Here is a 22,303-nt window from a genome sequence, read left to right on the forward strand (position 1 = left end):
TCTCCTCGCATGCTCGGGGCAGGTAAGAACTCTCAGGTCGGTGCAATACCATCGTTGCTCGTGCCTGTGTCCTCTCACATCCCCCGTGCGGGGACTGTCCGTTGGGCCGCAATTTTCGCGGGTCTGGTGGGAATCGTCTTGTGTGCGATCACCCCGTTGTTGCCCGTCAATCAGTCGACCTCGACGATCAACTGGCCGCAGGGGCAAGCCCTGTCGGGTGACACCGCATCGGTCACCGCTCCGCTCATCGCCCAGACCCCCAAGACGTTCGATGCAACGATTCCCTGCACGCTGATCGACACCCTCGGCGACGAAGGTGGGCTGGTCCTGGCGACCATGCCGCAGGCAGCCCAGAGCTTCAACCAGAACGCTCTGGTCGTCAATGCCTCCCCGTCCGCGGTCTCGGTGATCTTCCGCAACGAACTCGCCGTCAGCGCGCCACGCACCGAGGTGGGATCGCCGCAGTGCCGCGAGCTCCACATCTGGTCAGGCCCCGGCGGGGTCGGCGCCGAGTTCGTCGGGCTGGGACCGGCGACAACGCTCGGCATCGATCAGCGCCCGCAGTTCGACGGCATCTTCACATCGCTGTCGTCCGCCGACGTCAATGCGGCTGCGCAGCAGGGCCTCTCGGTGACCACCGTTGTCGACACCAGGTTTGCGAACTCGCCATCCGTCATCAAACTCCTCGCCATGATCGTCGGCGTCATCGCGGTGCTCACGTCCTTGGTGAGCCTCGCCCTCCTCGACAGGATCGGTGGGTACCACCGCCTCGTCGGTGAACGCTCCTGGAAGCGGATCCTGCGACCACGGGTCAGCGACCTCGCCGTCACCGCAGTCCTGCTGATCTGGCACTTCCTCGGTGCCGCATCGCCCGACGACGGCTACATACTCAACATGGGCCGCGCGTCTGACGGCGCGGGATATCTGGCGAACTACTACCGCTTCTACGGCATCGCCGAGGCACCGTTCGACTGGTACTACTCGTTCCTGGCCATGTGGTCGCAGGTGTCCGCGTCGGGACTGTGGATGCACATCCCGTCCCTGCTGGCGGGACTCGCGTCCTGGTTCATCCTGTCGCGGGTGCTGCTGCCGCGGCTCGGTGCCGGTGTCCGGCGCAGCCCTTGGGCCGTCTGGGCGGCCGCCGCCGTGTTCACAGCCTTCTGGATCCCGTTCGCGAGCGGGCTGCGCAGTGAATCGATCATCATCCTGGGATCGCTCCTGACCTGGTGGGCTGTCGAGCACGCCATCGCGACTCGACGCCTGCTGCCTGCAGCGCTGGCCGCGCTCGTGGCCGGGTTCACTCTCGCCCTGGCCCCGCAGGGCGTCATCGCGGTCGCGGTGCTGATCGTGGGCGCCCGGCCGATGCTCCGGATACTGCTCGAACGCAGCCGCGAGGATCACCACGGCGATCCGTCACCGACCACCGAACCCCGCATCCGATACTTCCGGCTCGCGTCCCTGATGGCTCCCTCCGTGGCCGCCGCGTCCCTCGTGGTGTTGGTGGTCTTCCGCGACCAGACCCTCTCCACCGTGTTCGACGCGGTGCGCACCCGCTACATCGTCGGACCGACCATCTCGTGGTGGCAGGAGTACCTGCGGTACTACTTCCTCACCGTCACCACCGACGACGGTGCCCTGACCCGACGCGTCCCGGTCCTGCTGCTCCTCGCCTCGGTGTTCGTGACCCTCGCGGTCATGTTGCGGCGCAGCAAGATCCGCGCGATCGATCCGGGGCCGGTGTGGCGGGTGCTCGGCGCCACCCTGGTCACGCTTCTGCTGATGATGTTCACCCCCACGAAGTGGACGATCCACTTCGGCATCTTCGCCGGATTCGCCGCCGCGCTCGCAGCAACGGCCACCATCGCAGTCGCCCAATCGGCGGCCCGCTCGACGCGGAATCTGTCGGTGTTCGTGGCGGGCCTGATGTTCGCCCTCGCCGCCGCCATGTCCGGCGAGAACGCCTGGCCCTGGGCATTCGACTTCGGGATCTCCTGGTTCGACAAGGCTCCGGTGATCGCGGGGCGTGAGGTGTCGACGCTCTTCCTCATCCTCGCTGTGATCGCCGGTGCTGTCGCGGTGTGGCAGCACCTACGTCTGGACTACGTCAAGAACAAGGGACTTGCGCACAGCCGCAACGACTCCGGGCCGGACACCGACGCCGAGACCGACAGCGGTTCCGATCGCGCCGCCCGTTCCGATCGGCGGCGCCTGTTCGTCGCGTCCTCGCCGATCGCGTTGATCGCCGGCTTCATGGTGATCTGCATGCTCGCGGTCTTCGCCAAGGCCGCGCTGGCCCGCTACCCGGCGTACACCGTGCTGGGTGCCAATCTCGACACCCTGCGCGGCAACAGCTGCGCAATGGCCGATGCCGTTCTCGTGGAACCGGATCCGAACCAGGGCACGCTGACCCCGGCGGGTGGGGCCACCGCGTCGCAGGCCCTCGCAGGCGACGACCCGGTCGGGTTCACCCCCGACGGCGTCGCGCCCGATCTGACCCCCGAGGCCGGATCGGCCCGTCCCGGACAGATGAACGTCTCGGCCAGCTTCAACAAGCCGTTCGTGGTTTCCGGTGCGGGCGCAGGGATCACCGGAGGCAGCGGCCCCGAAACCGTCAACGGGTCCACGGTCGCATTGCCGTTCGGTCTGGATCCCGAGACCACCCCGGTGCTGGGCAGTTACGGCTACGACAGCGGTGAGGCGAACCTCGAGACCGGCTGGTACGAGCTGCCCGCGCGCGACGCCTCACCGCTCCTGGTGTTCAGTGTCGCCGGACCGGTGTTCACCCTCAACGACGAAGGTGTGTCGACGTTCGGTCAGCAGCTCCAGGTGCAGTTCGGTGCGAGCGGACCCGACGGTTCCTTCACCGAGCTCGGGCCGTTGATCCGGCCGATCGACCCGGGTCCGGACAAGCCGAACCGGCCGTGGCGCAACCTGCGGGTCCCGATGGACCAGGTACCCGCAGGCGCGACCGCCATGCGGATCATCGCCAAGGACAACAACGTCAACCCGAAGCAGTGGCTGGCGATCACCCCGCCGCGGGCTCCGCAACTCCAGACGCTCCAGGAAGTGGTCGGATCGCAGGCGCCGACCCTGATCGACTTCAGCGTCGGAAGCCAGTTCCCGTGTCAGCGCCCGTTCGCCATCACCGACGGCGTCGCCGAGATCCCGCAATGGCGGATCCTGCCGGACCGCACCACCGCGGCATCGCAGTCCAAGACCTGGCAGGCAGCCGAGGACGGCGGCGTGCTCGCGGTGAGCGAGTCGGTGACCAGCGCGAACACCGTCGCCACCTACCTGAAGGACGACTGGTTCAGGGACTGGGGCTCACTGGAACGACTGACCCCGCTGGTGCCCGATGCACCGTCCGCGACGATCACCACAGGCACCGAGAGCAAGTGGGGATGGGCCCGTACCGGCTCCCTGAGAGTGGTGCCGCAGAGCAATGAGTGAAAAGGCAAGCACCATCAGTAAAAACCGATCCGTGCGCGGATTCGCCGGTCCCGGCTACCGAAACGTGAAGATCGTCGCGGTCGTCGCGGGTCTGATCGGATTTCTCCTGGCCTGTCTCAGCCCGCTGATGCCGGTGAAACAGACCACGGCAGAACTCAATTGGCCGCAGGACAATTCGGTCACCAACGTCGCCGCGCCGCTGGTGTCGTTCGTGCCCACCGACCTGCGGGTGTCCGTGCCGTGTGCGACCGCGGCCGACCTACCCGCCGGAGGGGGCGTGCTGCTCTCGACCCTGCCCACCGGCGGCGCCGAGGCCACCTCACGCGGGTTGTTCATCCGGGCCACCGCCGACAGCATCACCGTCACCGGTCGTGACGTCGTGCTGCTCACCGCCGACCGCGCGAGCGCACAGTCGAATCCGAACTGCCGCATCATCTTCAACGCCGACGGCAAAGGTGCCTCCGGCGAGATAGTCGACGGCGGCTCCGAAGGCCAACTCTCCTTCGACGTACCCGACCCCAATCTGCGGCCGCAGATCGTGGGTGTCTTCACCGAACTACCCGAGGACACCTCGCCGGCGGGGCTCGAGTTCAACGCCACCATCGACACCCGCTTCGTCACCACCCCGATGACCCTGAAGTTCCTGTCCATGGTCATCGGGATCGCGATGACCGTGCTGTCGCTGGTGGCTCTGGCGCTGCTCGACGCCCGCGACGGACGCGGCCACCACCGCTTCCTGCCCGCTCGTTGGTGGACCATCCGCATCTCGGACGTCGTGGTGTTCGGAGTGCTCGCGTTCTGGTGGTTGATGGGGTCCAACACCTCTGACGACGGCTACAACTTCACGGTCGGCCGCATTGCGGGCGAGGCCGGGTACGTCGACAACTACTACCGCTACTTCGGTGTGCCACAGGATCCGTTCGGCTGGCACTACCAGGTGATCTCGGCCATGGCGAACGTCAGTCTGTCGGCCCCGTGGATGCGATTGCCCGCGTTCTTGCTCGGCCTGCTCGGGTGGTGGCTCATCTCTCGCGAGGTCATCCCACGTCTCGGCCGGACGGTGCGGCATTCGACCCCGGCGCTGTGGTCGGCAGCCTTTGTCTTCCTCGCCATCTGGATGCCCTACAACAACGGTCTGCGGCCCGAGCCCGCCCTGGCGGTCGGGGCCCTGCTCACCTGGGTCTCGGTGGACCGGTCGATCGCCACCGGACGACTGTTGCCGCTGGCTCTCGCGACGACCATCGCGGCGTTCACCCTGGCGCTGGCGCCCGGCGGACTGATGGCTGTGGCCCTGCTCCTCGCCGGCATCCGTCCCCTGCTTCGCCGGATCATGACCCGTAGACACCGTGATGGCCTGCTGCCGTTGCTGATGCCGATCCTGGCCGCCGGAACTGCCGTGTTGTACAACATCTTCGCCGACCAGACGCTCTCGACGATCCTCACCTCGTCGCAGGTCGCCTCCGAGGTCGGGCCGACGCTCGAGTGGTGGCAGGAGCCGGTCCGCTACTACTACCTCATGCTGCCGACCGCCGACGGCACGCTGTCCCGGCGCTTCGGCATCCTCATGGCATTCCTGTGCCTGATGGTCGTGCTGCTCATGCTGCTGCGCCGCCGCAAGCCCATGGGCATCGCCAAGGGGCCCACCTGGCGCCTGGTCGCCGGCGTGTTCGGCTTCATGTTCTTCCTCGCCTTCACCCCCACGAAGTGGACGCACCACCTCGGCGTCTACGCCGGCATCGGCGCAGCCCTTGCCGCCGCAGCCGGCGCAATGATGGCACCTGCGCTGTTGCGACGCAGGCGCAATCGCACCTTCTTCGCCGCCGCTGTCCTCTATGTCGTGGCCCTGTCCTTCGCAGGCACCAACGGCTGGTGGTTCGTGGCCAGCTATGGGATCCCGTGGTGGGACCAGCCGCCACAGATCGCGGGCATCCGGGTCACCTGGATCGTGCTGGTGATCGCCGTGGCCACCACCCTGGTCGGTCTGTGGCAGCACTTCCGCGACGACTATGTCGACGCCGATCAACGCACAGAGGGATCAAAGCGCCTGCACCGCTTGGCGTTCTCCCCGATGCCGGTGCTGTCGGGCCTGATGGTGCTGTTCATGATGGCATCGTTCGCGAAGGCCGCGTACGTGCAGAAGGACAGCTGGTCGTGGCTGAACTCCAACGTCGATGCCCTGCGCGGTGACATCTGTGCACTCGCCAATGACGTTCTCGTGGAACCAGACCCGAACACGGGCTTGCTGCGGCCGGCAACGGTCGCGGGGCAGACCGACCTGACCCCGGGCGAAGCGCTGACAGGCACCGACATGACCGGGTTCACCCCCAATGGCGTGCCGAACGACCTCTCCGTCGACGCCACCGAGTCCAGCGACACCGCCGCGGCCCAGAACACCGCGCAGACCGGCGCTGGTTCCGATGACGACTCGACCGATGCCGACGAGGCCGGTACCGGCGGCGGGCAGGGCTCGCTCGGCGTCAACGGTTCGACCGTGCGGTTGCCGTTCGGTCTGGATCCCGCCGACACACCCGTCCTCGGCAGCTTCGGCTCGACCGGTGGCGACCTGACGTCGTCCTGGTATCAAATGCCGGAGCCGGCGCCGGGAGCTCCGCTGATGACCCTGTCAGCGGCGGGCCGGGTCACCGCGGTCGACGGCGAGGGCGTGGTGCAGCCCGGACAGGAACTGATCGCCGAGTTCGGTCGTCCGGGACCCGGGAACACCGTGATACCGATGGGTCAGATGACGCCCATCGACATCGGTGACCCGCCGATCTGGCGTAACCTGCGGTTCCCGCTCTCCGATGCCCCCGCGGGCGCATCGGTCGTGCGGATCATCGCCAAGGACACCTCGCTTGCCCCCGATCAGTGGCTGGCGGTGACCCCTCCACGCATCACCACCTTGCGCACCCTCAATGACCTTGTCGGCACGAATGATCCGGTGCTGGTCGACTGGTTGCCCGCCATGGTCTTCCCATGTCAACAGCCGATGGCGGTCAAGTACGGCGTCACGGAGGTTCCCAAGTGGCGCATCCTGCCCGACGCCCAGGCCACCAGGCAGAACAGCCAGACCTGGATGTCGGGTGATGCGGGTGGTCCGCTCGGGATCACCCAGGCCATGCTGCGGCCCACTATCATTCCGTCCTACCTACGGAACGACTGGGGACGCGACTGGGGCTCTCTGCAGCAGTTCACCGAGATCGCAACCGCGAAGCCCGCGCAGATCGAACTGGGTTCGAGCACACATTCGGGACTGTGGTCCCCGGCGCCCATGCGGGCCGTCGGTTACTGAACTCGGCCGTTCGTCTCCGCCGGCGTGCCACACTGAGGCGGGATCGGGAGATGCGGGAGGGTTTGGGTGATGGCCGAGCGGTTGTGGAGGGCCGTCTGGCTACAGGCAGCGCTGGTCGGTTTCGGCATCGGCATAATGGCCGTCGTCGCCTGGTATTTCATCGCGCCGGACGTGGACGGGCTGGAATCGACGATCCACGTGCCGCGCGGTCAGGACCTCAACCTCAAGGTGCCACTGCTGATCTGGCTGACGCCGCCGATCTTCGCGCTGTGCGGCGGTGTGTTCGGGTGGGCGACCCTTCGGTTCACCTCGCACCTGAACCCTGCCACCCGCAGCGAGTTCCTGAGCATCATGACCGTCGCCGGGTGCACGCTGGGCGGCACCGCGGTGCTGGCCACCGTCTGGCTTGTTCCGCACAACGCCGAACTCATCGACGGTGACGACGGCTACCTACCCAACATCGGCTTCACCTGGGCCTACCTGTTCCCGATCATGGGTTTCGCGATCGGTGTGATGTTCGCAGGCAACATCCGTCATCCCGACGAGGACGCAGAACTCGAGACGAGCTGAGCCTGGTGACAACAAAACCACCCGTTCTGGTCAAACCCAGGGCTCTCGAACCCCTGGATTTGCCTGCAACAGGTGGGTTTGTGGATGAGTGCTGCTAGATCGGCATCAGCAGGTGCTTACGCGGCGACCGGATGACGTGCTTGTCCTTCAACTGCGCCAGTGCCTTTCGCAGCGCCAGGCGGGTCTCGGACGGTTCGATCACCGCATCGATGTAGCCGCGTTCGGCCGCCAGGTACGGGGTGGCCATCGCCGTGTTGTAGAAGTCGATGAAATCCTGCCGGATCTTGTCGGCTTCTTCTGGCGTCGCGTTCTCGGTCTGTCGCCGGGTGAGCACGGCCGCAGCCGACTCGGCTCCCATCACCGCGATCTTGGCCGTCGGCCACGCGAAATTCAGGTCGGCACCGAGTTGCTTGCTGCCCATCACCGCATACGCGCCGCCGTACGCCTTGCGCAGCACCACCGTGATCTTCGGGACGTCGGCCTCGACGTATGCGTAGAGGAAACGTCCGGAGCGCCTGATCGTGCCCTTCCGCTCCTCCTCGAGTCCGGGCAGGATGCCCGGGGTGTCCACCAGGAAGATGAGCGGGATGTTGTAGGCATTGCACAGCCGGACGAACCGGCTGGCCTTCTCCGACGAATCCGTGTCCAGCACACCGGACATGACATTCGGCTGGTTGGCCACGATCCCGACCGACGCCCCGTCGATCCGGGAGAATCCGGTCAGGATGTTCGACGCGTAGAGCTCACCGATCTCGTGGAACGACCCGTCGTCGAAGATCCGGACGATGATGTCGCGCATGTCGTAGCCGGCGTTGTCGTTGTCGGGCATGAAGGTGTTGAGCGAGAGATCGGTCTCGGTGATCTCTGGTTCGAGCCCGGGGTTGATGATCGGCGGCCGCTCGTGGACGGTCGACGGCATGTATTCGAGATAGTCGCGAACCCAGTTGAACGCGGCCTGCTCGTCGTCGGCGAGGTGGTGCAGGTTGCCCCAGCGCGCCTGGTTGAACGACCCACCCAGCTCCTCGGGGGTGACGTCCTCGCCGGTCACCTGCTTGAGCACGTCGGGTCCGGTCACGAACATGAAGCTCTGGTCTTTGACGCCGACCAGGACATCGGTGTTCGCCGGACCGTACACCGCTCCGCCCGCACACTTTCCGAGGATCACCGACACCTGCGGAGCCAGACCGGAGATCAGGTCGCTACGACGACCCATCTCGGCGTACCAGGCCAATGAGGTGACAGCGTCCTGGATGCGGGCGCCCGCCGAGTCGTTGATGCCGACGACCGGGCAACCCACCTTGCCGGCCCACTCCATGATGGCCGCGACCTTACGCCCGAACATTTCACCGACCGTGCCGCCGAAGACCGCTTGGTCGTGCGAAAACGCCGCCACGGGACGGCCGTTCACCAAACCGTGGCCGGTGACCACGCCGTCGCCATACCCGGTGTCGGCGGCGCCGGGCATCTTGGCCAGCTGTCCGATCTCCACGAAGGTACCGGGATCGAACAGCATGTTCAGGCGGTCACGCGGCGACCCGATGCCTTTTGCAGCGCGCTTCGCGATGGCCTTGTCGCCACCGGGTTCTTTTGCGGACTCGAGCTTTTCGCGGAGCTCTTTGAGCTTCCCGGCGGTCGTGTCAGTCAATCTTTGGTCACTTTCCCTGCGAGTTCGTCGAGCCGTACGGTCAGATCGGCACCGATGATTCCGATGTATGGCTCGTCGACGATGCCGAGGTGATCGCCTCCGACGTGGACGATCTCGAGATCCTCGACGACTTCACCCCATCGGCCGTCCTCATCGATCTCCGCCCACGCCGGCTCCAATTCGATCGCGCCGTCGTGCATCTTCTCGGCCCGATAGAGGATGACCTTGCCGTCGAACCTGGACGGCTCGACGGTGGTCAGGGCCCGGTTGTCGAGGAAGCTGGTGCGCTGGTGCTCGATGATCCCGCCGGGGATCTTGGCGTCACTCATCGCGAGCATCTCCATGATGATCCGGAACTGTCCCTCGTCATCGGCCTCCACCAGGCGTTCCATCGGCAGCGGCGCATCGTCGAGACCGTAGGTGCGCTTGGCGAACTCGTAGTAACGCTCGAGCCGGGCCCGCTTGGCCTCCGGGGTATCGACGATGGGCTCGCGAGGGCGCACCACATCGATCAGACCGACGAACGACACCTCGTCACCTGCCTCGGTCAGCAACTGTGCCGCGCCGTACGCGAGGGCGCCACCGAGCGACCATCCGACCAAGATGTACGGGCCTTCCGGCTGCACCTCTTTGAGTTTCGGGTAGTACTGCTTGACGCGTTCTTCGATGGTGCCTTCGACACGGTCGAACCCGATGACGGGCACATCGGCCGGCAGTCGTTTGAGCAGGGCCTCGTACGCGGCGGTCGAACCACCGGCCGGGTGGAACACGAGTACCGGCGTCCGATCCGAGTTCTCCGGTGTCCGGAGGTAGCGGACGAATCCATCGACGAGGCCGCCCTCAAGATGCTCGCGCACGTAGTTCGACATCGTCTCGACGTTGTCGGCGTCGATGACGTCCTCGATGTCGAGTTCGCCACCGGCACGCTCGGAGAGCCTGGCGGTCAGCTTCTCGGCCATCTCGTCGTCGAGTACCGGAAGCGGGTTGAAGATGCCACCCGCAGACTTACCGGTCACCACCGCCCACACGCCGAAGGTCAGGCGCTCGGCGGCATCACGGGGCGGGACGTCGGCGCCTGCCGCGGCCGCAACGGCGGCCTGATTCTGCAGATTCGCCGGTGCCACAGTGGCTTCGGGCTTGACCACCGGTTCGGCCTCGACCACAGGTTCAGCCACGACCACAGGGATGGGGTCTGCCGCGACCGCGGGCTCCGAATGCGCTTCGGTTTCGGCGATCGCCTGTGCCTGTGCCTCGGGCTCACCCGCGTCGTTGGTGTCACCGGATTCGATCAGCTGAGCCAGCGCCGCGGTGTCGAGTTCACCCTTGCCCTCGGCCTCGGCAGCGAGTGCCTGCACCTCATCACGATGTTCCACGGCGTAGGTGACGAACTTGACGACGTCCTGCAGGTTCGCATCGCGCATGGCCTGAAGTTGCAGCTGCGGGATGTCGAACTCCCACTCGGCACGGTTCTTGATGCGCATCGCCATCAGAGAGTCGAGGCCCAGCTCGATCAACGGGATCTCGCGCGGCAGGTCCTCGGGTTCGTAACCCATCGACTCCGCGACAATATTTGCCAGCCGATCGTCAACGCTCTCACCTGATTTCGGGTCCCAGCGGGCACCGATCTCCTCGGACACCTCGGGGTCGGTGGTCACGGAGTTGTCGACGAAACCGGACTTCTCCGCACTGACCTGGGTCGCAGCGGAGTCGGGAACAGCCGGAGCCGCCACAGCCGCATCGGAGGTGACCACGGCGTCGAGCAACAGCTGGAACGAATCACCCAGGGCGGCATGCACCTGCAGGGCACCGCCGCCGGGGTGGGGTGCGAGCGTGGTCGTCAACGTCGTGGCACCGAGTGCCTCGCCATGCGGCTGGACCGCGGTGACCTGCACGTCGGACAGCACCTGCCCTGCCGCAGCTTTCACCAGTTCGGTCAGGTCGGTGGCCGCGGACGCCGCCACCTGCCACACGTGGCGTCCGTCGGGCAGCGACACATGCGATCCGGGAATCCGGCCCTCGCCGGAACCACCCGAGATCGACGCGGTGAGCCAGTACGGCTTGCGCTCGAAGCGGGTCCGCGGAACGTGGGCGAAATCGCCCTGCCCGAACAGCGATCCGACATCGACGGCATGCCCGTGGACATAGAGCTTCATCAGCGCGTTGATCACGCCGTAGCTCTCGTCTTCCTTACGGCGCAGCGTCTCGATGAGTTCGGCGTCGTGGATACCCGCCGAGAACGTCACCGCCGCAACAGAGATCAGCACGGCCGGGTTGGGAGAGAGTTCCAGGAAGGTGGTGTGCCCGTTCTCCACGGACTTCGACACCGCCTGAGAGAACCAGACGCTGTGCCGCAACCCCTTGGTCCAGTACTCCACCGCGTGCACAGGTGCGTGGCCCGGACGGTAGAACGCCTCGCGGTCGACCGAGCTGTAGAAACCGATCTTCGGCGGCAGCGGCTCGATCCCGGTGAGCTCGTAGGCGAGTTCACCGAGCAGCGGATCGGTCTGCGACGTGTGGCTGGCACCCTTGGTCGCGAGCTTACGACCGAGTTTGCCTTCACTCTCTGCGCGCGCCACGATCGCGTCGACCTGCGGCTCGGGTCCACCGATGACCGTGTGGGTCGGTGCCGCGTAGACGCAGATCTCGAGGTCGGGGTAGTCGACGAGGACGTCGGTGATGTCGTCCGCGCTGTATTCGACCAGCGCCATGAGCCGGATGTCGTCGCCGGTCAGCGTCGCCTCGGCCTCACCCATCAGGCGGGACCGCTGGCAGATGACCCGCACCGCATCCTCGAGCGAGAGCCCACCGGTGATGTATGCGCCGGCGGCTTCGCCCATCGAATGCCCGACCACCACACCGGCATCCGCGCCGTGGTGGCGCAGCAACTCGGCGAGTCCGATCTGGATGGTGAAGATACCGACCTGCGACGTCTCGATCTCGTAGGTGATCGAATCGTCGAGGATCTTTTCCACCATGGAGTAGCCGAGTTCGTTCTCGACGAGCGCGTCCACCTTGTCGACCGCGGCGGCGAACACCGGGTTCTCGGTGTAGAGCTGTTTCGCCATCTTGCGGTGCTGTGACCCGAAGCCCGACAGCAACCACACCGCGGACGCGGAATCCGGTGAGTCACAGGTGTAGACGTGCGGGTTGTTCTTGTTGTCCGCCACCGCACGCAGGCCCTTGAGCGCCTCCTCGTGCGTGCGGGCCATCACGACCGAGCGGGTCCGGCCGTGGTTGCGGTGCGCCAGGGTGCGGCCGATGTCGACGAGCGGGGTCGCCTTCGCCTCGTCGGTTTCGAGCCAGTCGGCGAGGTCGGCGGCCGACTTGCGACGCCGCGAGGGCAGGAACCCCGAGACCACCAGCGGGACAACCGAACCCTCGGCCTTGCACGGTGCGAAGCCCTCGGTCGGATCAACCTCGGCGGCGGGCTCGTCGGCCACGGTGGCGGTGGCGAGTTGTCCGAGCGCGGCGCGCTCGGCGTCGGTCAGGTATTCCTCGTCGTCATCATCGTCGACGAATGCCTCGACCGTGGCCTGAGCGGCCGGGGCCGGGTTCTGGGCGACCGGTTCGGCGAGGTCTTCGGGCGTGACCTCGCGCACCACCACGTGCGCGTTGGTGCCACCGAAGCCGAAGCCCGAGACGCCGGCGACGGCATGACCGGAGTAGCGCGGCCAGTCGGTGGCCTCTCCGATGACCTGCAGGCGCAGGGCGTCGAACTGGATGTACGGGTTGGGTCCGGCGTAGTTCAGCGACGGCGGGAGCTTGTTCTCCCCCAGTGCCAGTACCACTTTGATGAGGCCCGCGGCGCCGGCGGCGGCTTCGAGGTGACCGAAGTTGGTCTTGGCCGATCCCAGCAGGGTCGGCTTGTCTGCGTCGCGACCCTTGCCCAGCACGCGTCCCAGGGCGTCGGCTTCGATCGGATCACCCAGGATGGTGCCGGTGCCGTGCGCCTCGATGTAGTCGACATCTCGCGGATCAATCGCGGCGTCGGTGTACGCCGACCGCAGCACCTGCACCTGCGCTTCGGGATTGGGTGCTGGCAGGCCGTTGGACCGGCCGTCGGAGTTGACCGCCGAACCTGCCACCACCGCGAGCACCTTGTCGCCGTCGCGCCGGGCGTCGGACAGTCGCTTGAGCACGACGAGTCCGCCGCCTTCGGCACGGATCATGCCGTCCGCGTCGGACGAGAAGGCTTTGATGCGCCCGTCTTTCGACTGCACGCCCACCGAGTCGAAGCCCAGTGTCGCCGCCGGGGTGATGAGCATGTTGACGCCGCCGGCAAGGGCGACATCGGATTCGCCGGAGCGCAGGCTGCGGACGGCCTGATGGACCGCGACCAGCGATGACGAGCACGCGGTGTCGAGGGCGACCGAGGGACCGCGGAAGTCGAAGTAGTACGAAACCCGGCCCGCGACGATGGACGTGGACGTACCGGTGAGGGCGTACGCGGCGGTTTCGCCTGCCCCCTCGCGATCGGAGACCGCCAGCATCTGGTAGTCGTTGGTCGAACTGCCGATGAAGACACCGACCTGACCGCCCTTGAGATCGCTGGCGGGGATGTGCGCGTGTTCGAGCGCTTCCCAGGTCAGTTCGAGCGCAAGACGCTGCTGCGGGTCGACCATCTCGACCTCACGCGGCGACATCTGGAAGAAGTCGGCGTCGAAACCCTTGACGTCGTCGAGATAGCCGCCGTGCAGATTGGCATCGGCCAGCACCTTGGCGATGCGCGGTTCCGCCTTGAACTCGGTCCATCGGTCGTCCGGTAGATCGCTGATGCCCTCTCGCCCGTTGATCAGCAGATCCCAGGTCGACTCCGGGGTGTGGCCCGCCTTCGGGAACCGGGTTGCCACACCGACGATCGCGATGTCGTCCTCGTCCCCGCGCACACGCTGATAGCGGGCGGAGTCCTCGTCGTCATCGCGACCTTCGTCGGGATCACCTTCGATGATGCGCTTGGCCAGCGACGCGATGGTCGGGTGCTGATAGGCGACGGTGGCGGTGAGGATCACCCCGGTCTTGTCCTCGATGTCGCCGGACATCGCCACGGCGTCGCGCGAGGACAACCCGAACTCTTCGAGAGGGCGGTCATCAGAGACCTGGTCGACCGGTAGCCCGGTGGTGTCGGAGACCCACTGCCGCAGCCACTCACGTAGCTCGGTGACGGTCATGTCCCCGGCGGTCTCACCGTCGGAACCGTGCTCCGATGCAGTCGGTTCACCGACGGGCGTCGCCTCGACACCGTTGTCGTCAGTCCCGGGACCGAACGTCGAGCCCGGCAACTTGTCTTCCGAGTCCAGGTTCTTCTCGCTCGAGCTGTTCAGTTCAGGCATCGCCAGTCCAGACTATTGATTCTCGTTCGGCGCATCGGGGAACGCGGTCTGCTGGTATCCACCACGCAGCGTTCCGTCGATGTACGCCGCCTTGCACGCCCGCCGGGCGATCTTGCCGCTGGAGGTTCGCGGGATCGATCCGGCCGGGACCATCAGTACGTCGCGCGCCATCACGCCGTGTCGCTGCGCCACCGACGCGCGCACCGTGTCGGCGACCTCTTGCGGATCGACCTTCTTGCCGGGTCCGCGTTCGGCCACGATGACCAGTTGCTCCGAGGCGTCGTCGGCATCGAACTTCAGACCGCTGGCCGAGTTCTCGAACACGACCTCGGGAAGCTCGTTGGACGGGACCGCGAACGCGGCGACGAAGCCCGGCCGCAGCGCGGGGCTCGCCTCCTGCGCGGAGAACTCGAGATCTTGTGGGTAGTGGTTGCGGCCGTCGACGATCACCAGGTCCTTGACGCGGCCGGTGATGTAGAGCTCACCGTCGAGCCAGACGCCGTAGTCGCCGGTCTTCATCCACTTGCTGTTCTTCGGTGCGCCGAGACTGTGGCTGCCCTCGTCGAGCGGGGTGACGAGACTGTTGTTGAACGTCTCCTCGGTCTCTTCCGGACGTCTCCAGTAGCCGTGGCCGATGTTCATGCCGTTCAGCCAGATCTCGCCGACGCGACCGTCGGGGCGCTCGGCACCGGTCTCGGAGTCCGCGATGACGGCCCACTGGCTCACCGAGACCTGCCCGCACGAGACCTGCGCGACCGCACCGGGAGCATCCTGGTCGACGATCTTGAACGTGCCCGCGTTCAGTTCTTCGCGGTCGACGTAGACGATCTTCGCCTCGTTGTCGCGCTTGGTCGACGAGACGAACAGCGTCGCCTCTGCCATGCCGTACGACGGTTTGATCGACGTCTTCGGCAGACCATAGGGACCGAACGCGTCGTTGAACTTCTTCATCGAACTGACCGTGACCGGCTCGCTGCCGTTGATCAGACCGATGACGTTGCTCAGGTCGAGGTCCTCACCTTCCTTGGGGAGGCCACGCACAGCCGCGTGTTCGAACGCGAAGTTCGGTGCTGCCGCGAACGTTTCCGTCCCGCCGGCCTGCGCCGCGAGTTCCTTGATCCATCGGCCGGGCCGACGTACGAAGGCCTGCGGGCTCATGATGGTGATGTATTTGCCACCGAGTGCGGGCAGGATGACGGTCAGCAGTCCCATGTCGTGGAACATCGGCAGCCAGGTGACCCCGCGCGAGTTGTGGTCGAACTCGATCGCGTCGATCATCTGCAGCGCATTGGCCGCCACCGACTCGAACGTGATGATCACGCCGGCGGGGACGCGGGTCGAACCCGAGGTGTACTGCAGGTATGCGGTGTCGTGGAGCTTCGGCGTCGGGCGGACCCAGGTCTCTCCGACCGAATCCGGGACGGCGTCGACGGCGATGACGCGAGGGCGTTCTTTCGCAGGCAGCGGCTTGAAGAAGTCGCGCACGGCCTCCGCCGACTTCGTCGACGTCAGGATCGCGCTCGGCTTGCAGTCGGCGAGCACCGCCGTCAGTCGATCGGTGTGGCCGGGTTCGTCCGGGGAGAACAGTGGTACGGCGATGTTGCCCGCGTACAGCGAGGCGAAGAAGCCGATGACGTATTCGAGCGACTGCGGGGCCAAGATCGCCACCCGGTCGCCCGGTTCGGTGACCTGCTGCAGCCGGGCGGCGATGGCACGTAGCCGCTTGCCGAACTGTGACCACGTCAGGTCGATGGCCTCGCCGTCACGTTCGCGGCTGTAGTCCATGAACCGGTAAGCCAGGGTGTCGGCCTGCTCCGCGACGTTGCGCTCGACGTAGTCGACCAGGGTTGCGTCTTCGGTGAAGAACAGATTGCCGTCCTCATCCAAAAACTGGTCAAACTCGTTGTTCATTCGCACTCCTGATAGCGACTCCGACACCTGCCGAAATACGTGTGGTCACCGGTTCTGTAGACGCCTCGACCTCTCAGCGTTCCTTATTCTTCTTATCAAGCCAAACAAGACTCGCAGCCGCGTACAGGCCCGAGCCAAATCGCCAACATACTACCGGTCAGTAACTCTCTTTTTGCCAGGTGGTCACCGGCGAGGGGATCAGCGCCGAAGGTCAACCTACGCCACCATGGCGAAGATTATGGCTACTCACCCTTGAGCAGCGGGATGACCGGTGCGAACGCATCCATCTGGGTCGGGAAAATTCCCACGTACGACATCGTTGTCCTGCGCCGGACCTCGCGGATCTGATCGGCGATCTGCTCGAACGATCCGAACGCCAGGTACGGCGACTGCAGGATGTCCTCGACGGAGAGCTTGACGTCCATCGCGATGTTCGGCGGGTAGCCCCGGTCGAGAGCGGCCAGGGCCATCTCGGCGGTCGCCTCCCGGTCGTCGGTGACGACGATGGTCGCGATCGTCCAGTTCAGCTCGATCTCGGCGAACCGGTCACCGGCGGCCTGCCGAATGCGATCGACCCGCTCGATGGTCTTCTCCATCGTCATGTCCGACAACCGCAGCTTGCCCTCGGCCGTGGTGCCCGTGGCCACAGAGATGATGTCGGCATGCTTGGCGGCCAGCGCCAGCATCTTGGGCCCGCCGCCGCCCACCGCGATCGGCGGCCGCGGTCCCTGCCGCGGTCGTGGACTGCCGACGAGGCCCTTGATGGTGTAGAACTCACCGTCGAAGTTGACCTCTTCGCCGCGCAGCAGTCCATCGAGGATGGTGAGCGATTCGTCGAGCCGCCGGATCCGGGCACCCGGGGACTCGAACTCGATCCCGGCCTTGTCGAACTCTTCCTTCATCCAGCCCGCGCCGATGCCGAGCTCGAGGCGGCCCTTGGACAGCACATCGATGGTCGTGGCCTCTTTGGCCAGCAGTGCCGGATGGCGGTATCCGTTCGCCAGGACCGAGGTGGCCAGCCGGATCTTGTCCGTGGCCTGGCTCAGCGCGCCTAGCGCGGCGAGCGGGCCGACCTGATTGCCGAGGTGGTCGGGCACCGCGAAGGTGTCGAAACCGTACTCTTCGGCGGTCTGCGCGAGTTTGACGAACTTGCGGGCACCACCCTCGTCACGGTTGCCTTCGCCACCCGCGCCGAACCGGAACTTGCGCAGGCCCGACTCGGCATTCGCTGACGTCATCTCAGGTCTCCTGTTTCACAAAGTCACCCGGCACCATTGCAGGCCGGATCGGGCCCAGTCCGCCCGATGTCCCGGTCAGCCAGGGGTTGGCGGGGACAACGTTACTTCCGGACCCGAGCCCGGCAAAATGCGATCATTCGTGCTTCGGGAACGGTGCCTGGTCGATGACACCTCGGGCCCAGTCGGTCATCCAGACGGTGGCCGGCTCTCCGTTGTCACTCCAGTAACGCGTGGTGTTGTACATCGCGTGTACCGGATTGTTGATCGCGCCCATGAGTTTCGTCAGACCCTCGACCGGATTCGCGATCGTCGGCGCATCGCAGATCAAATCGCCTGGCGCACAAAGTGAATAGGCGCGGTCGGTCAGTTCGCCGAATCCACCCGGCCGCGGTCCCGTGAGGTCGATTCCCGGAATCGGCAGGATGTCGAGGGCGATTTCTGCCCCGACCCCCGGGGGGTTCGGCCCGGCGTTACCGACCTGATTCGGCTGCCGCCGACCGTCGGCGATCAATCCGACCCCGAGGACCAGATCCTGCGACACCGGACCCCTGCCGTTACCGATCTCACCTGCGATGTCGCCGGCGATGACCGCGCCCTGCGAGAACCCTGTCAGTACGAAACCGGTCAGCGGACACCTCTGGTTGACCTCGGCGATCTTCGCCCGCGTCGCATTGGTCCCCTCGGCGCGCGAGGTGTTGTAGTCGACCTGCCGATCGGCCAAGTTCGTCGGGTTCTTGAACTGCGCCACGTACGGGACCGTGTAGACGTCGGCACGGGAGGTGTCGAATTCGTTCGCCAGCGGCGCGGAGACCTTGAGCATCAACGAGTTCGGGTTCGACGTCGGGTTGTAGGGGTCGTCGTCGCTCGCCGACTCCCACGTGCCGGGTACCACGATCACCTGGACGTCGGGGCAGTCCGCCGGCTGGGCGGTCGGCCGCGGGGCCGAACTCGTGGTGGAAGAACCGCTCGGACCGGTGGGTCCGGCCGGTTCCGGCTTGAACAGATTGATGATCAAGATCACCACGAGGATGATCGCGATGATGCTCAGGATCCCCAGACCGAGGATCGCCAGCAGCAGCAATCGGCCCTTACTTCTCTTTTTGGCGCTCATCTCGGGGCGTCAGCAGTACTTCGACTCGGCGGCCTTGATCACCTTGTCGGCGTCGGCATTGGCTTTGGCCTCATCGGTAGTTCCCGATCCCACCAGCGGCACCACGAAGATCTTGATGTCGTCGGTGCTCGTGCCCTGCTCCTTGCCGTTGCAGACGGCCTGGGCTGCGCTCAGCGCGATCGCGTTGTCGGGATCGTTGGGAACGCTCACGCCCTGCTTCTTCAGCTCTGCGAGGTACGCCTCGGTTTTGTTGTCCGCCTCGACACCTTCGGGGACGTCGGCCGGGGCAGGCCCTGTTGCGGGCAGGCCCTCGGTGTCGTCGGGCTGGCCGTCGCTGCTGGCCTCGGTCGAGGTCGCGGCGCTGCTCGACGGGGCAGCTTCGCTGCTCGTGGCACTTGTGCTGCTCGGCGCGCTCGTCCTGGAGCTCACCGCGTCGGTGGGCGCGGATGCCGTCGAGTCGTCACCGCAGCCGGTGGCCAGCGCCGCCGTCATCAGCAGCGCTGCGCCGGCGGTGAGAACCCGGATGGTGGAGCTTGTCATGTCACGTCCTTTTCTCACGTCGTCAGGAGAAGGTTGGCAGGGTGGAGCCACCCGGCCCCGAACCCGCAGTTCTCGAATCCCAGCAAGGCTACCGAAGCGACCTGAGGATTTACTTGACGACGGCGACGCCGTTCACGACCTCGATCACACCGCGTTCGAAGAGGACCCGGGTCCCGCCGGTGATCTCCTGCGCGTCACTGATCGGGTAGCCCAGCTTGCCGTTCTCGTACCCGGCCTTGCCCCAGGCGTCGAAGATCGGGCCGGGCGCGATGGCGTAAGCACCCTTCGCCGAGGTCCAGTAGATGTTCCCGCCGTCGAAGGCCGTGAGCTTGCCGCCCCGGGCCAGGCCGACCTCGTTGGTCTTCGGGAATCCGAGCCAGCCGCCCTCGTATCCAAGGGCTGCGTACTTCTCGAAGATCTTGCCCTGCACCGAATGTGCGCCGTTCGTCGGATTCCAGTAGTACGAGCCGACCTGGAAGTCCTGCACGCGTCCCTTGTCGCCGGGAGTGTTGTGCTCGTCGCCGGTCGGGTACTTCAGCGGGCCACGTTCGTATCCGCTCTTGCCCCAATCCGCGAGGATCGCGCCACCGACCGGGTGCGCACCCGTCGTCCGGGTCCAGTAGATGTTGCCGTTCTGGAACTTGTTAAAGCGGCCGACCTTGTCGGGGGTGGCGAGCTCACCGCTGGTCGGGAATCCGAGCCAACCGCCGGGACCACCCGCGGCGACGTACGCGCCGCCGATGCCGCCACCGACAACCTGTGCTCCGGTCTTGGCCGACCAGATGATGCGTCCGTTGCGGAAGTCCTGCGCGCGACCACCCGGCACGTCGTACTCAGGGGTGAGGCACTCGCCGAGCGACTTGTTCGCCTTGTAGACGGGCGCGATCGCGCCGCTCGTGGCACAGGCCGGCTTGTCTGCCGCGAGCCCCAGGGCCCCGGCCGCCTGCGGCCACGCCTGCTCCATCTCGAACTGCCAGTACGGCCACGTGTGCGTGCCCGAGGCGCGATAGACGGCCTGCGCTCGTACCCCGAGTTGGTTCAGCCTGCTCGCGAACTGCTGCGAGGTCACCCGGGAGAGGACCTCGAGGCCGACGCCCGCGTAGTTGGTGGCGAGACCTGGAATGGTGGACGCGGTGTCGTACTGACCGACCAGGCCGTTGCCCGAGGACACGTAGAGACTCGTCCCGCGCAGCTTGTCTGCGAGGACGTAGGGATCGTGTTCTTTCCACGCCGGTGCGGTCGGCGGACCGAACATCTTCGCCGAGTCATATCCGCCCGCGTCGTTCTGCGCGAACTGGATCGCCTGCGGCATCCCGAACGAGCTCAGCTGCAGAATGCCCGAGAAGGACGCGGCGAACTTGAAGAAACCGGGATTGCGGGCTGCGAGCATCATCGCTGCGCTGCCGCCCATCGACAGTCCCTCAACACCGCGCACGTCGGTCGATCGCCACTGGCTCTCCATCAGGGGCGGCAGTTCCTTGGTCAGGAACGTCTCCCACTGATAGTTCTTACCGTTGTCGGGTTCGGCCCAGTCCGTGTAGAAACTCGACTCGCCGCCGACGGGCAGGACGACGTTGACGTTCTTGTCCTTGTAGAAGTCCTCGATGTTGGTGTTGAGGATCCAGCCGTTCTGGTCGTCCTGCGCGCGCAGACCGTCGAGCATGTACATCTGCGGGAACTTGTTCGCCGGGCGATAGTTCCAATCACGTGCCAGCAGCACCTGCACCTGGACGTTGGTGCCCATCGCGGGCGAGTAGACCCACATCGCGACCCGACGGTCGGAGTACCAGAAGGTGTTGGTGATCTTGACCCCCGGCACGGCGGCCGGGGCGCTGACCGCGGGGGCCTGTGGGGCGGGCACCACCGGCGCGGCCATGGCGGGCGTCGTCACGCCGAGCACCGTGCACACCGATACCGCGCCGGCCATCAGTCCGAGCGCACCGCGCACAAATTGCTTCCGCATGTAGATCTACTCCTCCAAGTCACACCCAGCCGACTCTCTGGGGACCGAACCAAAAACAGAACGCTCTACGTGTTGTCTACACGTAGAGCGTTCTGTTTTGAGGTTGCCACACCTGTGACAGGTGTGAATTTTGTGACTAGAGGGTCACGGGGGACGATTCAGCGGAACCAGCCCTGATCCGCGGCACGCCACATCATGTCCTGCCAGTAGCCCCACTTGTGAGTGCCGGCGAACGGGTAGTCGGTGGTCAACTGGACACGGTTGACGAAGGCCTGCACCTCGAAGGCGCGGGTCTGTGCCAGCGAGAGCATCTCGAGCGGCACACCTTGGACAATGCTGACCGCGTTCTCGTTCTGGTTGTAACCGCCGGGGATACCGCTGCCGGATGCAACGCGAACCTTCAGACCGTGCATCTTGGTGATTTGCACGAACGGATCGTTGTCGTACCAGCGGGTGGTCCACGGCGGACCCCACATGCTGTCAGAGTTCCACGGCCCGCCGTCGGCGTCGAGCAGAGCGACGCGGATGGCCGACTTCATACCCGGAGCCGAGAGGTTCAGGTAGCCCGACATCGAGAAGGCGTGTGAGTACCACTGCTTGTTGTTGGCTGCGACCACGAGCGCAGCGTTGCCGCCCATCGAGATTCCGGCGATCGCCAGTTTTCCGCTGGGGATAAGCCCCTTGCTCTTGAGAGCCTTGGGGAGCCTGTCAGCGATGACGCAGTTCCACTTGTAGGTGTATCCCTGGTCGTTAAAGTTGCTCGGGGCGTTCCAGTCGCTATAGAAGCTCGCGGCTCCACCGACCGGCATCACGACGTTGATGTTCCGCTTGACCAGATCTTGCACGTTGGTCTCGTGCTCCCAGCCACTGACGTCGTTGGTGGCGCGCAGTCCATCGAGCAGGACAACCGTTTTGTACGCATTCCTCGTGGTCCAAGAGCGAACCTTCACGTCCCTCGGCATACCGCATCCGTTGACGTAAAACGTCTCGGTTGCCCTTTGGCCCCAAGCGTTGGCGGTGCCGGTGCCGGCAACCACTCCGATTCCGGCAATGGTCGCCAGTGCGGCGACGGAAGCGACGAGTCGCTTACCGAACCCCACTCGCCCAAACGGTGTGCGTACGCGCATCGAATACAACTCTCTCTCTATCCAGCGGCAACGGCCCGGACTGCAGTTCAGCGAAATAACTCTGGCCACGAGGACACCAAGATCCTCAGGTGTCACACAGCTTCACGAACAGCGTGCCGCCCTTTGGCA

Annotated in this window: 11 protein-coding genes; 3 read left to right on the top strand and 8 right to left on the bottom strand. The window is 65.7% G+C overall.

What is annotated here, in order from left to right:
* The first annotated feature begins 60 nt into the window (after nt 1–60).
* The 3 genes from BFL43_RS10890 (at nt 61) to BFL43_RS10900 (ending at nt 7,309) form a co-directional block, all read left to right on the top strand.
* Nucleotides 61–3,450 (top strand): arabinosyltransferase domain-containing protein, encoded by a 3,390-nt coding sequence (locus BFL43_RS10890; protein WP_240498197.1) that lies wholly within the window; start codon nt 61–63, stop codon nt 3,448–3,450.
* A complete protein-coding gene (locus BFL43_RS10895; RefSeq protein ID WP_084892568.1) occupies nt 3,443–6,739 on the top strand; it encodes an arabinosyltransferase domain-containing protein in 3,297 nt (1,098 codons plus the stop codon). The genes BFL43_RS10890 and BFL43_RS10895 overlap by 8 nt, the downstream gene beginning before the upstream one ends.
* A 69-nt stretch (nt 6,740–6,808) precedes the next feature.
* Nucleotides 6,809–7,309 carry a hypothetical protein gene (locus BFL43_RS10900; protein WP_084892569.1) on the top strand — a complete coding sequence of 167 codons (501 nt, stop codon included), beginning with the start codon at nt 6,809–6,811 and terminating at the stop codon, nt 7,307–7,309.
* A 94-nt stretch (nt 7,310–7,403) separates the two neighbouring features.
* Here the strand turns inward: BFL43_RS10900 and BFL43_RS10905 are convergent, their stop codons facing one another.
* The 8 genes from BFL43_RS10905 to BFL43_RS10940 all read right to left on the bottom strand — a co-directional run bounded on the left by BFL43_RS10905 (nt 7,404) and on the right by BFL43_RS10940 (nt 22,174).
* The gene (locus BFL43_RS10905; RefSeq protein ID WP_084892570.1) at nt 7,404–8,954 is read right to left on the bottom strand and encodes an acyl-CoA carboxylase subunit beta; all 1,551 of its coding nucleotides are present in this window, start codon (nt 8,952–8,954) and stop codon (nt 7,404–7,406) included.
* Nucleotides 8,951–14,122, bottom strand: coding sequence for a polyketide synthase Pks13 (gene pks13 / locus BFL43_RS10910; RefSeq protein ID WP_240498199.1), 5,172 nt, complete (start codon nt 14,120–14,122; stop codon nt 8,951–8,953). Before pks13 ends, BFL43_RS10905 begins: the two co-directional genes overlap by 4 nt.
* A gap of 174 nt (nt 14,123–14,296) precedes the next feature.
* The gene (gene fadD32, locus BFL43_RS10915) at nt 14,297–16,195 is read right to left on the bottom strand and encodes a long-chain-fatty-acid--AMP ligase FadD32 (protein WP_084892572.1); all 1,899 of its coding nucleotides are present in this window, start codon (nt 16,193–16,195) and stop codon (nt 14,297–14,299) included.
* Nucleotides 16,196–16,437: 242 nt separating this feature from the next.
* Entirely contained in the window at nt 16,438–17,433 is a 996-nt protein-coding gene (locus BFL43_RS10920; RefSeq protein ID WP_084892573.1) for an LLM class F420-dependent oxidoreductase, read from the bottom strand.
* Between the two features lie 133 nt (nt 17,434–17,566).
* The gene (locus tag BFL43_RS10925) at nt 17,567–18,544 is read right to left on the bottom strand and encodes a cutinase family protein (RefSeq protein ID WP_084892574.1); all 978 of its coding nucleotides are present in this window, start codon (nt 18,542–18,544) and stop codon (nt 17,567–17,569) included.
* Between the two features lie 9 nt (nt 18,545–18,553).
* Complete coding sequence (locus BFL43_RS10930) at nt 18,554–19,084, bottom strand: DUF732 domain-containing protein (protein WP_084892575.1); 531 nt, start codon at nt 19,082–19,084, stop codon at nt 18,554–18,556.
* A 109-nt stretch (nt 19,085–19,193) separates the two neighbouring features.
* Nucleotides 19,194–21,047, bottom strand: coding sequence for an alpha/beta hydrolase-fold protein (locus BFL43_RS10935; protein WP_084892576.1), 1,854 nt, complete (start codon nt 21,045–21,047; stop codon nt 19,194–19,196).
* A 158-nt stretch (nt 21,048–21,205) separates the two neighbouring features.
* Nucleotides 21,206–22,174: an alpha/beta hydrolase family protein gene (locus BFL43_RS10940; protein WP_084892577.1), complete on the bottom strand. Its 969-nt coding sequence runs from the start codon at nt 22,172–22,174 to the stop codon at nt 21,206–21,208.
* Nucleotides 22,175–22,303: the final 129 nt, after the last annotated feature.

It is taken from the genome of Williamsia sp. 1135 (genome assembly GCF_002095395.1).
Taxonomy (GTDB): domain Bacteria; phylum Actinomycetota; class Actinomycetes; order Mycobacteriales; family Mycobacteriaceae; genus Williamsia.

Excerpts from the sequence above, each read along its gene's own strand:
- BFL43_RS10900 (WP_084892569.1), top strand. The coding sequence starts at position 6,809 with ATGGCCGAGCGGTTGTGGAGGGCCGTCTGGCTACAGGCAGCGCTGGTC.
- fadD32 (WP_084892572.1), bottom strand. The coding sequence starts at position 16,195 with ATGAACAACGAGTTTGACCAGTTTTTGGATGAGGACGGCAATCTGTTC.
- BFL43_RS10930 (WP_084892575.1), bottom strand. The coding sequence starts at position 19,084 with ATGACAAGCTCCACCATCCGGGTTCTCACCGCCGGCGCAGCGCTGCTG.
- BFL43_RS10895 (WP_084892568.1), top strand. The coding sequence starts at position 3,443 with ATGAGTGAAAAGGCAAGCACCATCAGTAAAAACCGATCCGTGCGCGGA.
- pks13 (WP_240498199.1), bottom strand. The coding sequence starts at position 14,122 with ATGACCGTCACCGAGCTACGTGAGTGGCTGCGGCAGTGGGTCTCCGAC.
- BFL43_RS10940 (WP_084892577.1), bottom strand. The coding sequence starts at position 22,174 with ATGCGCGTACGCACACCGTTTGGGCGAGTGGGGTTCGGTAAGCGACTC.
- BFL43_RS10925 (WP_084892574.1), bottom strand. The coding sequence starts at position 18,544 with ATGAGCGCCAAAAAGAGAAGTAAGGGCCGATTGCTGCTGCTGGCGATC.
- BFL43_RS10935 (WP_084892576.1), bottom strand. The coding sequence starts at position 21,047 with ATGCGGAAGCAATTTGTGCGCGGTGCGCTCGGACTGATGGCCGGCGCG.
- BFL43_RS10920 (WP_084892573.1), bottom strand. The coding sequence starts at position 17,433 with ATGACGTCAGCGAATGCCGAGTCGGGCCTGCGCAAGTTCCGGTTCGGC.